Here is an 11,478-nt window from a genome sequence, read left to right on the forward strand (position 1 = left end):
AACTGGGGTTCGGGTGGCGGATGTGCAACCCTGCCGGCCCCGCAATCAACCCCTGCCCGCCCCGATCACGCGACTTTCGCGGCATCGTGACGCCGTGTGGGATGCCGCATCGTCACCAGTTCCTCGGCCGCGGTCGGATGGACCGCCATCGTCGCATCGAAATCCGCCTTGGTGCAGCCCATCGTGATCGGGATCGCCGCGATCTGGATCATCTCGCCGGCCTCGGGCCCGAAAATGTGGCAGCCAAGCACCCGGTCGGTCTCGGGCTCGACCAGCAGCTTCATCAGCGTACGCGCGTTCGATCCTGCAAACATCGACCGCATCGGCCGGAACACCGCCGAATAGACATCGACCGGGCCGCGCCCGCGCGCCTCTTCCTCGGTCAGCCCGATCGAGCCCAGCTCGCCCGGCCGCAGATAGACCGCGCTGGCGACCAGATCGTGCCGGACCTTGCGCGGCCGGGCACCGAAGATGGTGTCGGCAAAGGCATGACCCTCGCGAATGGCAACGGGCGTCAGGTTCACCCGGTCGGTGACATCGCCCACGGCAAAGATCGACGGGACCGAGCTTTGCGACCATTCATCGACTTCGATCGCGCCGGTGGGACGCAGCCTGACGCCGGTATTCTCAAGCCCCAGACCCCCGGTATAGGGGCTGCGCCCGGTGGCGAAGAACACCGCGTCGAAATGATCGGTGCTGCCGTCGCTGAACTGCACCGCGATCCGCCCCGCCTCCTTCGACAGCCGCACCGGGGTCAGGCCCAGACGCAGATCGACGCCGATATCGGTCAGTTGCTGGGTGGCCATCTCGCGCGCCTCAAGATCGAAGCCGCGCAGCACCATATCGCCGCGATAGGCCTGGGACGTATCGACGCCCATGCCGTTCAGGATCGTCGCGTATTCGCAGGCGATGAAGCCGCCGCCGACCAGCAGCGCGCGCCGGGGCAATTCGTCCATCAGGAACAGATCGTCCGAGACAAGCGCGTGTTCGTCGCCCGGAATCCCGATCCGCGCCGGCCGGCCGCCGACGGCGATCAGGATATGCTTGGCGGATTTGCGCGTGCCGTCGGCCAGTTCGACCGTGTGGTGATCGGCCAGACGCGCGCGCTGGTGGAATATCTGCACACCCGCGCGTTCGGCGTTGCGGGTATAGGCGTTCTCAAGCCGGGTCAGCTCCTCGTCCAGCTTGCCGCGAAAGGCGGTCCAGTCGAAGTGGCCGGTCTGCGCCTGTTGCCAGCCATATCCCCGCATCTCTTCGGCCAGCAGCGGGGCCTGGCTGGCGAAGATCATCAGCTTCTTGGGCACGCAGCCCCGGATGACGCAGGTGCCGCCCATCCGGCTTTCCTCGGCCAGACCGACGCGGGCGCCGTGTTCGCCCGCCGCGATCCGGGCCGCGCGCACCCCGCCCGAGCCGCCGCCGATGACGAACAGATCATAATCGAAGGTCATAGTTCCCGGCCTCCCTCGCCCGCCAGCAGGTCGGCGTCGATCCCTGCCTCTCGATTCAGTTCCACGACCGACCCGTCGGCCTTGCCGATGATCGCCAGATCGCACATTCCCAGAAACAGCCCGTGTTCGACCACACCCGGAATCGCGGCCAGCGCATGGGCCAGCGCGACCGGATCGTGGATCACCTCAAGATGCAGGTCCAGGATCAGGTTGCCTTCGTCCGTGACCCAGGGATCGCTGTCCTTCAGGCGCTGCATCACGTCATGGCCTTCCATGTCCAGCGCGGCCAGCGCGCGCCGGATCAGCGTGCGCGTGGTCTCGAAGCCGAACTGCAACACCTCGACCGGCAGCGGAAATGCGCCAAGCTGATCGACGATCTTGCCCGGATCGGCGATGACCACCATCCGGTCGCTGGCCGCCGCGACGATCTTTTCCCGCAGATGCGCGCCGCCGCCGCCCTTGATCAGATGCAGGTCCGGATCGACCTCGTCGGCGCCGTCGATGGTCAGGTCCAGCCAGCGGACCTCGTCCAGCGTCTCGACCTTCAGGCCCAGATCGCAGGCCAGATCGGCCGTCGCCTTCGACGTCGCCGCACAGCGCAGCGACAGGTTCTCGGCGCGGGCGCGGTCGGCCAGTTCCCGCACCATGATGCTGGCGGTCGAGCCGGTGCCAAGCCCCAGCTTCATCCCGTCCTCGACCAGCGCGACGGCGGCACGCGCCGCCGCCAGCTTGGCCGGATCGGGCTGAGAAGATTGCGACATCGAACACTCCTCTGTGTCGGGTTGGGGGCGGTTATAGGCGATGCGGCCGCCAAGCGCGAGAGGTCAGCCCGCCGCACCGGATCGCGCCCCGATCACAGCCTTTTCAGCGTTTCGGGCAGAATCACGGTGACGGTCGTGCCCGCGCCGCGCTGGCTGTCGATCTTCAGGCGGCCGCGATGACGGTTGACGATATGCTTGACGATGGCCAGCCCCAGCCCGGTGCCGCCCTGCGCCCGCGACCGGTGCGCATCGACGCGATAGAACCGTTCCGTCAGGCGCGGCAGGTGCAGCCCGTCGATGCCGTCGCCGCGATCCGCGATCTCGACCGCCCAGCCCGGACCGCGCAGCAGCGGTTCGCGGTCGATCCGCGCCAGCCGCACGCCCAGCCAGCCGCCCGATCCGCCGTATTTCAGCGCGTTGTCGACAAGGTTCTGGAACACCTGAACCAGCTGGTCGGCATCGCCCGGCACGCGAATCGTGCCGTCCAGACCGTCGGATTCGATATGGACGCCGGCGGCGTGCGCGGCCGGTCCCATCGTCGCCAGCACCTCGCGCAGCAGCATGGCCAGATCGACATGCTGCGCCGGACGGCTGCGTTCACCGGCCTGCACCCGGCTCAGGCACAGCAGATCGGCGATCAGCCGGTTCATCCGCGCAGCCTCGGAGTCCATGATATCCAGAAAACGGTCGCGCGCGGCGGGATCGTCGCGGGCCGGACCGCGCAGCGTCTGGATAAAGCCGGTCATCGCGGTCAGCGGCGTTTTCAACTCGTGGCTGACATTGGCGACGAAATCGCGGCGCAGCTGTTCGGCCTCCTCGGCCGCCGAGCGGTCGATGATCGCCACCGTCGCGCCGCGCCCCAGCGCGGGCGGCAAGGGCGCCACGGTGATCTCGGCCGCGACCAGTCGCCCGTCGGCCGCGATCTGGGCGCGCAACCGTGCCGGCCCGTCCTGCGGCGCGTGTCGTTGCGCATCCGGCCCAAGCTGCGGCCCAAGCTGCGGCCCGGGCGGTGTCGGCGATTCCGGGTCTAGCGCCCGATCCAGCGCCGCGATCACATCCGGGTGGCGCAGGATGGTGACGAAGGGCCGGTTCAGCAGATCCGGGCCGAACAGCGCCTCTGCCGCGCGGTTCGCGGCAATGGTGCGGGCCTGCCCGTCGACGGCCAGCATCGGGATCGGAACGCCGTCCAGCAGGCCCGCCACACGGCGCCGCCCGTCCCGCCTCATTCCACCCGCCGCAGCCCGGACCGGAACCGCGCCGCGTTGGCGCGATAGCGTTCGGCCGATTGACGCAGCGCCGCCTGCGCCGCATCGTCCAGCATCCGCACCACCTTGCCCGGCGCGCCCATCACCAGCGCACCGGCGGGAATCTTTTTGCCCTCGGCGATCAGGGCGCCGGCCCCGATCAGCGCACCGGCGCCGATCTTCGCGCCGTTCAGGATCGTGGCGCCCATGCCGACCAGCGCGCCGTCGCCGATGGTGCAGCCATGCAGGATCGCGCGATGCCCGATGGTGCAATCCGCGCCGATGATCAGCGGATGGCCGGGATCGGTGTGACAGACGCACAGATCCTGCACGTTGCTGCCGGGACCCACGCGGATCTCCTCGTTATCGCCGCGCAGCACCGCGCCCCACCAGACCGATGCCCCGTCCTGCAACACGACGCGGCCCATCAGCTGCGCATCGGCGGCGACCCATGCGTCCTTGGCGATCTGCGGCGCGATTCCGTCCAGTTCCCAGATCATGCGCTTTCCTCCTCCATCAATCGCTTGACGAACGCGCCCAGCCCGCCCTGCCGGTCGCGGCGCAGCCGTTCGGCGGTGAGGATGGCGCGCAGCCGCGCGTCGGTTTCGTCCAGATCGTCGTTGATCAGCACGTAATCGTATTCGGCCCAGTGGCTGATCTCGGCCCGGCTTTTCAGCATCCGGCCGGCGATGACCGCATCGCTGTCCTGCCCGCGCCCGCGCAGCCGCCGTTCCAGTTCCGGCAGCGACGGCGGCAGCACGAAGATCGACACCACGTGACCGCCCAGGGGCGAGGCGCGGATCTGCTGGCCGCCCTGCCAGTCGACATCGAACAGCGTGTCGCGGCCTTCCTCCATCGCGGCCTCGACCGGCGCGCGCGGAGAGCCGTAGAGATTGCCGAACACCTCGGCATGTTCCAGCATCTGCCCCTGCGCGACCAGCGCGCGGAAATCCTCATGGGTGGTGAAATAGTAATGCTGCCCGTCCACCTCGCCCGGACGCGGGGGCCGGGTCGTGGCCGACACGGAAAAGCGCAGACTGGGGTCCCAGTCCATCAGCCGCCGTGCCAGGGTGGACTTGCCCGCGCCCGAGGGCGAAGACAGGATGATCAGCAACCCGGTGCGGTCCATCGGCATTTTCCCCAAGCGTCAGCGTCGTTTGACGGGGATGGACCAGCGGCGGCAGGGGGTCAAGTGCCGACGCCGGGCCGGCGCGCACGGGCGTGTCGCCGAGGGTGCGGTCGCGCGATTGTCTTAACCATTCGTCAGGAAAGATCTGGGCGGCGCGGCGCGCGATGCGATATGCTGGCGCGAACGGCAGGGGCGGATCAGCATCCGCGTGGCCGGAAAATGGATCAAACGGGGTTGTCGAACGTGCCCGACGGTCAAGACGATGACAGCACGGCGCACGGCCCGCCACAGAAGGCCACCGGCCGGCTTTTGCGGCTGGCCGATTTCGACCGCGACCGGCCGGCCCGCATCGCCGCCGGGATGCGCGCTTATTGGCAGGAACTGCGCCAGGGTCGCGCCGTGCCGGCCCGGTCCGATATCCAGCCCCACGGCATCCATCGCGCGCTGGATTACGCGTTCATCCTGGAACGGATCGCGCCGGGGGCAGCGCGGTTCAGGCTGGCCGGCCGCCATCTGATCGACCTGATGGGGATGGAGGTGCGCGGCATGCCGCTGTGCGCGTTTCTGAACCCGGCCTCGCGCGGGCGGCTGTCGGATGTGCTGGAAAGCGTGTTCAAGGCACCGCAGATTGCGGAGTTGCGCCTGCATGCCGCGCCCGATTATGCCCGCCCCGAACTGACCGCGCTGATGCTGCTGCTGCCCCTGCGCTCGGATCTGGGCGACGTGACGCGGGCCTTGGGCTGCCTGATCGCCGAGGGCGAAACCGGGTTCGCCCCGCGCCGGTTCGATCTGGTCGAGGATCGCGTCCTGCCGATCATCGAGGGCGGCAAGGTGATGGCCCCCTCACCCTCGGCGTCGGGTTTTGCCGAGGACGAAACGTCCTTTCGCCGCCCCGACAGGTCGCGCAAGCGCCCGCCGCACCGTGCCCCCGACGACCCAACCGGCCCGCAGCCCAGGATTTCAGACATAGCCGAGACGCCTGAACAGCGCCGCGCCCGCTTCAGGGTGATCCCGACCGGGGAAACGTGACCGATGGCCCGCTTTTAATCCGCCGGCACGACCCGAACCGTGCCGCCCCGCGCCGACAGGGCGATTTCGCCCGCCGCCAGCCGCAGCGCATCGTGGCCGAACACCTCGGCGCGCCAGCCTTGCAGCGTCGGCAGGTCGCGTTCGCCGGTCGCGATGGCGTCCAGATCGGCCGAGGACGCGATCAGCTTGGGCGCGACGCCCGCCGCATCGGCCTTGGCCTTCAGCAACACGCGCAGCAGATCCGACAGCGCGGCATTGCCGGGCCGGCCCGGTTCGTCCTTGCGCGGTTGCGGCGGATCCTTGGCCTCCAGCCCGGCCTTGACCGAGGCCAGGATGCCCGCCGCGATGTCGCCCTTGCGCGCATCGCGCAGCAGCAGGCGCGACCGGCCCAGATCCTCTTCCGAGGCAGGTTTGGTCGAGGCAAGCTCGATCATCGCGTCGTCCTTGAAGACCCGGCTGCGCGGGATGTCGCGTTCCTGCGCATAGGCTTCGCGAAACCGCGCCAATTCGCGCAGGATGGCCAGAAAGCGCGGCGAATTGGTGCGGGTGCGAACCTTCATCCACGCCTCTTCGGGACGGTTGATATAGGTTTCGGGGTCCTTCAGCACGGCCATCTCTTCGGCCAGCCAGCTTTCGCGCCCGTTCCGGCGCAGTTCGGCCGCAAGGAATTCATAGATCGCGCGAAGATGGGTGACGTCGGCCAGCGCATAGGCTTTCTGCGCATCCGACAGCGGCCGCCGCGACCAGTCGGTGAAACGCGACGACTTGTCCAGGCTGGCCTTGGCGATCTTGCGGACCAGCGTTTCATAGCCGGCCTGCTCGCCAAAGCCGCAGACCATCGCGGCCACCTGCGTGTCGAACAGCGGTTCGGGAAACACGCCCGCGTCGTGATGAAAGATCTCAAGATCCTGACGCGCGGCGTGGAACACCTTGACCGTGTCGCGATGGCCGAACAGGTCGTAAAGCGGTTGCAGCGACAGCCCGCCTGCAAGCGGATCGACCAGCACCGCCTGTCCGCCCTGCCCGCCTTCGGTCGAGGCCGGCGGCAGCGCCATCTGGATCAGGCACAATCGCGACCAATAGGTCCGTTCGCGCAGGAACTCGGTGTCCAGCGTGACATAGGGCGCGGCTTTCGCCGCCTCGCAAAAGCGGGCAAGATCTTCGGTGCGGGTGATGGTGGTGATGGTCTGGCTCATTCGGCGCTTTCTGTCGGGCGGGTCGTCCGCCGGTGCGCCGACGCATAATCGCAGCCGCGGCGGATGAAAAGACCCGCAAGATCGGCGGCCACGCCTTCGCGCCGATCCGCCTGCCGCCTGTCGCGCCGCGCCGCAGCTTACAGCGGCGGAATATCCCCCGCCGCGCGGAGCGCGTGGAAATCGCGCACGAAATCGTCCAGCCGCCCCTCGTCGATGGCTGCGCGCAAACCCGCCATCAGGTCCTGATAATAATGCAGGTTGTGCCAGGTCAGCAGCATCCCGCTGATCATCTCGCCCGCGCGGAAGACGTGATGCAGATAGGCGCGGGAATAGCTGCGGCAGGCCGGGCAGCCGCATGCCTCATCCAGCGGGCGCGGATCGTCCTGATGGCGGGCGTTCTTGATGTTCACTTGGCCGTGGCGGGTCCAGGCCTGCCCGGTGCGCCCCGACCGCGACGGCAGGACGCAATCCATCATGTCGATGCCGCGAACGACCGCGCCCACGATGTCGTCGGGCTTGCCCACCCCCATCAGATAGCGCGGCTTGTCCGAGGGCAGGAAACCGGGCGCGTAATCCAGCACGCCGAACATCGCCTCCTGCCCCTCGCCCACGGCCAACCCGCCGATGGCATAGCCGTCAAAGCCGATGCCGGTCAGCGAGCGCGCGGATTCCTCGCGCAGATCGCGCGTCACGCCGCCCTGCATGATCCCGAACAGCGCGTGTCCCGGCCGCTCGCCGAACGCGTCGCGCGACCGCTGCGCCCACCGCATCGACAGGCGCATGGATCTGGCCACCTCGTCCTCGGTCGCGGGCAGCGCGGGACATTCGTCGAAAGCCATGACGATATCGCTGCCCAGAAGACGCTGGATCTGCATGCTGCGTTCGGGCGTCAGGTGATGCTTGCTGCCGTCGATATGGCTGGCAAAGGTCACGCCGTCCTCGGTCAGCTTGCGCAAGGGGCCCAGGCTCATGACCTGAAACCCGCCCGAATCGGTCAGGATCGGCCGGTCCCAGTTCATGAACCGGTGCAGCCCGCCCAACCGCGCGATCCGTTCCGCGCCCGGCCGCAGCATCAGGTGATAGGTGTTGCCCAGCAGGATGTCGGCGCCCGTCGCGCGCACCGATTCGGGCAACATCGCCTTGACCGTCGCGGCGGTGCCCACCGGCATGAAGGCCGGCGTGCGGATCTCGCCGCGCGGGGTGCGGATGACGCCGCTGCGCGCGCGCCCGTCGGCGGCGTTCAGCGTGAATGAGAAACGGTCGGACATCTGCAAACGGGCGCCTGTGGGGAAAACGCTGGCTGCATATCCGCTTTGCCCCTGTTTCGCAACGCGGCCTGCGGGGTAGACCCGGGGCGCGCAGTCACTTATATAATTGGTCGGAATTGACAGGAACACGCCATGACCGAACCGATGATGGAAGGCGCCCCTCTGATCGCCCCCTCAACCACGGACCACCCGCTTTACGAGCCCGTGGTCGAGGCCTGCAAGACGGTGTACGACCCCGAGATCCCGGTGAACATCTACGATCTGGGCCTGATCTATACGATCGACATCAACGACGTGAACGAGGTGCGCGTCACCATGACGCTGACCGCGCCCGGCTGTCCGGTGGCGGGCGAAATGCCGGGCTGGGTCGCCGACGCGATCGAACCGCTGCCCGGCGTGAAGCAGGTCGATGTCGAGATGACGTTCCAGCCGCAATGGGGCATGGACATGATGTCCGACGAGGCGCGGCTGGAACTGGGCTTCATGTGACGCGGGGTTGAGACGGGGCGGCACAGCCCCTATCTTTGTTCCGTGTCGCAACGAAAGGGTTTCGCCATGTTCGCCATTCCCGGCGCCTCGCCCGTGACCATCACCCCGGCAGCCGAGCGTCAGATCGCCCGGCTGATGTCGGGCAAGAACGCCCTTGGCCTGCGCATCGGGCTGAAAAAGGGCGGCTGTGCGGGCATGGAATACACGATGGAACTGGCCGAAACCCGCGAGGCGAACGAAGAGGTCGTCGAACAGGGCGATGCGCGGGTGATGATTTCGCCCATGGCGCAGATGTTCCTGTTCGGGACCGAGATCGACTATGAAACCGGGTTGCTGGAATCCGGCTTCCGGTTCCGCAATCCCAATGTCACCGACGCCTGCGGATGCGGCGAATCGGTCCGCTTCGAACCGCTTGAGGGCAGCCGCGCCGAAGGCAACTGACGCCGCCCCTTTTCCACACGCTTTTCCGTCCCTGTTGCGGCGCTATCATGATTGCGCCTTCGGTCCCGCTTGCTTAGTCCGGACCCAACCCGAAGGAGATGGATCATGGCACCACGCAAGCTGGCCGCAGGCAACTGGAAGATGAACGGCGATCTGGCCGCGCTGGAACAGGTGGATGCGCTGTGCGCAGCCCATCCAGGCCCACGCTGCGAGGTGCTGATCTGCCCGCCCGCCCTGCTGGTGCATCCGATGGTATCGCGGATCGGTGCCGGTCCGGTCGCCGTGGGCGGGCAGGATTGTCACGCCGAAATGTCGGGCGCGCATACCGGCGACATCTCGGCGGCGCAACTGAAGGATGCCGGAGCAACCCATGTGATCGTCGGCCATTCCGAACGCCGGGCCGATCACGGCGAAACCGATGCCGATGTTGCGGCCAAGGCGGCGGCGGCGCATCAGGCCGGACTGGTCGCGATCGTCTGCGTCGGCGAGACCGAGGCGCAGCGCGACGCGGGCCAGACGCTGGACGTGATCGCCGCGCAGCTGGCCGGGTCGGTGCCGCCGGGATCGGATGCCGCCAACACCGTCATCGCCTACGAGCCGGTCTGGGCCATCGGCACCGGCCGCACCCCCAGCAACGACCAGATCGCCGAGGTTCACGCCCTGCTGCGCGAACGTCTGGGCGGCGCGGTCCGCGACGGCGCGGATATGCGGCTGCTTTATGGCGGCAGCGTCAAGCCCGACAATGCCGCCACCATCTTTGCCATCGCGAATGTCGATGGCGCGCTGGTCGGCGGGGCCAGCCTGAAGGCGGACGATTTCGGCGCCATCATCGCCGCGCTGGATGCCGCCGGCTGAGGCGCTTTCGGGCATCGGCCCACGCGGGAAAAAGGCCGACCCTGCGGGGTCGGCCTTGTGCGTCGGATTGCGGAAACCCGTCGCGGCTTATCGCGACGGCTGTCCAAGGGGACGGAATTCGCCCTTGGCCTCGGTCATCATGCTGACGATCACGATGGCCAGGGCAGAGGCGATGAAGCCCGGAATGATCTCATAGACGCCCGGCCCGCCCATGAAGCTGGCATTCAGCCCGGCCCAGATCCAGACCATCACCGTCACCGCGCCCACGACCAGCCCCGCGACCGCGCCGCGCCCGGTCATGCGCGACCAGGTCAGCGACAGGATGATCAGCGGCCCGAACGCCGCGCCGAAGCCCGCCCAGGCATGCGAGACCAGCGACAGCACGTTCGAATCCGGGTCGCGGGCGATGAAGGCCGCGACGATCCCGACCGCCAGAACCGCCAGCCGGCCAACCAGCACCAGCGTCTTGTCGCTGGCGTCGCGATTGAGGAACAGGCGATAGAAATCCTCGGTCAGCGAGGATGACGAAACCAGCAACTGGCTGCTGACCGTGCTCATGATCGCGGCCAGCAGGGCCGCGAACAGGAAGCCCGTGACCAGCGGGTGGAACAGCAGTTCGGACAGCACGATGAAGATCGTCTCGGGGTCCTCGATGCTGAGACCGTTGCGTTCGACATAGGCGCGTCCGAACACGCCGACCCCGATGGCCCCGATCAGCGAGATCGCCATCCACGCCATGCCGATATTTCGCGCGGTCGGCACCTCTTCGACCCGGCGCACGGCCATGAAGCGGACGATGATATGGGGCTGCCCGAAATAGCCCAGACCCCAAGTGACGGCGGACAGAAACCCCACCACCGTCAGGCCGCGCGTCAGCGACATGAAGTTAGGATCGACCTCGGCCAGGGTCTGGCGGGCCTGATCGAATCCGCCGCCGCCCGGACCCATCAGCACGACCAGCGGCATGATGATCAGCGCCAGCATCATGATGCAGCCCTGCACGAAATCGGTCAGGCTGACGGCCAGAAAGCCGCCGACGACCGTATAGGCCATCACCACGCCCAGGGTCAGCCAGACGCCGGCCTGATAGCTGCCGTCGAAGGCGCTGGCGAACAGCTTGCCCCCGCCGACGAGGCCCGAGGCGGTATAGACCGCAAAGAACACCACGATCACCACCGCCGAGATCACGCGCAGCGGCAGCGCCCGCGTCGGGAACCGGTTCGCAAGAAAGCCGGGAATGGTCAGCGAGTTGTCGTAACGCTCGGTCTGTTCGCGCAGCCGCGGCGCCACGATGATCCAGTTCAGCAACGCCCCCACGAACAGGCCGATCCCGATCCAGGCCTCGACCAGACCGGCGGCATAGAGCGCGCCCGGCAGACCCAGAAGCAGCCAGCCGCTCATGTCCGAGGCGCCGGCCGACAGGGCCGCGACGGCGGGGTGCAGGTTTCGACCGCCAAGGATGTATTCCTCGGAGTTCGAGGTTGATTTTCGCCACGCATAGACGCCGATGGCCAGCATCAGCAGGAAATAGAGGATCAGGCTGATCCAGACTCCGATTGCCATGATTTTGCCTTTCTGACTCGCGACCTCGTGATCGGCAAAGCGTGACAGATCACGG

The 11,478-nt window shown here is 67.7% G+C and carries 12 protein-coding genes; 4 read left to right on the plus strand and 8 right to left on the minus strand.

Annotation, left to right across the window (positions count from 1 at the left end):
• Positions 1-65: 65 nt before the first annotated feature.
• From gorA to gmk, 5 genes are all read right to left on the minus strand, one after another.
• Complete coding sequence (gorA, locus tag JHW45_RS08460; protein ID WP_272860425.1) at positions 66-1,448, minus strand: glutathione-disulfide reductase; 1,383 nt, start codon at positions 1,446-1,448, stop codon at positions 66-68.
• A complete protein-coding gene (rpiA, locus tag JHW45_RS08465) occupies positions 1,445-2,209 on the minus strand; it encodes a ribose-5-phosphate isomerase RpiA (RefSeq protein ID WP_272860426.1) in 765 nt (254 codons plus the stop codon). The genes gorA and rpiA overlap by 4 nt, the downstream gene beginning before the upstream one ends.
• Before the next feature lie 92 nt (positions 2,210-2,301).
• Positions 2,302-3,435, minus strand: a complete 1,134-nt coding sequence (locus JHW45_RS08470) for a sensor histidine kinase (protein ID WP_272860427.1) — start codon at positions 3,433-3,435, stop codon at positions 2,302-2,304.
• The gene (locus JHW45_RS08475; RefSeq protein ID WP_272860428.1) at positions 3,432-3,953 is read right to left on the minus strand and encodes a gamma carbonic anhydrase family protein; all 522 of its coding nucleotides are present in this window, start codon (positions 3,951-3,953) and stop codon (positions 3,432-3,434) included. Before JHW45_RS08475 ends, JHW45_RS08470 begins: the two co-directional genes overlap by 4 nt.
• Complete coding sequence (gene gmk / locus JHW45_RS08480) at positions 3,950-4,582, minus strand: guanylate kinase (RefSeq protein ID WP_272860429.1); 633 nt, start codon at positions 4,580-4,582, stop codon at positions 3,950-3,952. The genes JHW45_RS08475 and gmk overlap by 4 nt, the downstream gene beginning before the upstream one ends.
• 243 nt (positions 4,583-4,825) lie before the next feature.
• Between gmk and JHW45_RS08485 the strand changes: the two genes are divergently transcribed.
• Entirely contained in the window at positions 4,826-5,611 is a 786-nt protein-coding gene (locus tag JHW45_RS08485) for a PAS domain-containing protein (RefSeq protein ID WP_272860430.1), read from the plus strand.
• A 14-nt stretch (positions 5,612-5,625) separates the two neighbouring features.
• Here the strand turns inward: JHW45_RS08485 and rnd are convergent, their stop codons facing one another.
• Both rnd and tgt read right to left on the minus strand, forming a co-directional pair.
• On the minus strand, positions 5,626-6,795 hold the full coding sequence (gene rnd / locus JHW45_RS08490) for a ribonuclease D (RefSeq protein WP_272860580.1): 1,170 nt from the start codon (positions 6,793-6,795) through the stop codon (positions 5,626-5,628).
• Between the two features lie 149 nt (positions 6,796-6,944).
• Positions 6,945-8,075, minus strand: coding sequence for a tRNA guanosine(34) transglycosylase Tgt (tgt, locus tag JHW45_RS08495; RefSeq protein WP_272860431.1), 1,131 nt, complete (start codon positions 8,073-8,075; stop codon positions 6,945-6,947).
• A gap of 132 nt (positions 8,076-8,207) precedes the next feature.
• Between tgt and JHW45_RS08500 the strand changes: the two genes are divergently transcribed.
• The 3 genes from JHW45_RS08500 to tpiA all read left to right on the plus strand — a co-directional run bounded on the left by JHW45_RS08500 (position 8,208) and on the right by tpiA (position 9,860).
• Positions 8,208-8,564 (plus strand): SUF system Fe-S cluster assembly protein, encoded by a 357-nt coding sequence (locus JHW45_RS08500; RefSeq protein ID WP_272860432.1) that lies wholly within the window; start codon positions 8,208-8,210, stop codon positions 8,562-8,564.
• Positions 8,565-8,630: 66 nt separating this feature from the next.
• On the plus strand, positions 8,631-9,005 hold the full coding sequence (locus JHW45_RS08505) for a HesB/IscA family protein (RefSeq protein WP_272860433.1): 375 nt from the start codon (positions 8,631-8,633) through the stop codon (positions 9,003-9,005).
• A gap of 105 nt (positions 9,006-9,110) precedes the next feature.
• Positions 9,111-9,860: a triose-phosphate isomerase gene (tpiA, locus tag JHW45_RS08510; RefSeq protein WP_272860434.1), complete on the plus strand. Its 750-nt coding sequence runs from the start codon at positions 9,111-9,113 to the stop codon at positions 9,858-9,860.
• Positions 9,861-9,947: 87 nt separating this feature from the next.
• Here the strand turns inward: tpiA and putP are convergent, their stop codons facing one another.
• Entirely contained in the window at positions 9,948-11,423 is a 1,476-nt protein-coding gene (gene putP / locus JHW45_RS08515; protein WP_272860435.1) for a sodium/proline symporter PutP, read from the minus strand.
• Positions 11,424-11,478 lie beyond the last annotated feature (55 nt).

This window comes from Paracoccus stylophorae (assembly GCF_028553765.1).
Lineage (GTDB): Bacteria > Pseudomonadota > Alphaproteobacteria > Rhodobacterales > Rhodobacteraceae > Paracoccus > Paracoccus stylophorae.

Excerpts from the sequence above, each read along its gene's own strand:
- gorA (WP_272860425.1), bottom strand. The coding sequence starts at position 1,448 with ATGACCTTCGATTATGATCTGTTCGTCATCGGCGGCGGCTCGGGCGGG.
- rpiA (WP_272860426.1), bottom strand. The coding sequence starts at position 2,209 with ATGTCGCAATCTTCTCAGCCCGATCCGGCCAAGCTGGCGGCGGCGCGT.
- JHW45_RS08470 (WP_272860427.1), bottom strand. The coding sequence starts at position 3,435 with ATGAGGCGGGACGGGCGGCGCCGTGTGGCGGGCCTGCTGGACGGCGTT.
- JHW45_RS08475 (WP_272860428.1), bottom strand. The coding sequence starts at position 3,953 with ATGATCTGGGAACTGGACGGAATCGCGCCGCAGATCGCCAAGGACGCA.
- gmk (WP_272860429.1), bottom strand. The coding sequence starts at position 4,582 with ATGGACCGCACCGGGTTGCTGATCATCCTGTCTTCGCCCTCGGGCGCG.
- tgt (WP_272860431.1), bottom strand. The coding sequence starts at position 8,075 with ATGTCCGACCGTTTCTCATTCACGCTGAACGCCGCCGACGGGCGCGCG.
- JHW45_RS08500 (WP_272860432.1), top strand. The coding sequence starts at position 8,208 with ATGACCGAACCGATGATGGAAGGCGCCCCTCTGATCGCCCCCTCAACC.
- JHW45_RS08505 (WP_272860433.1), top strand. The coding sequence starts at position 8,631 with ATGTTCGCCATTCCCGGCGCCTCGCCCGTGACCATCACCCCGGCAGCC.
- tpiA (WP_272860434.1), top strand. The coding sequence starts at position 9,111 with ATGGCACCACGCAAGCTGGCCGCAGGCAACTGGAAGATGAACGGCGAT.
- putP (WP_272860435.1), bottom strand. The coding sequence starts at position 11,423 with ATGGCAATCGGAGTCTGGATCAGCCTGATCCTCTATTTCCTGCTGATG.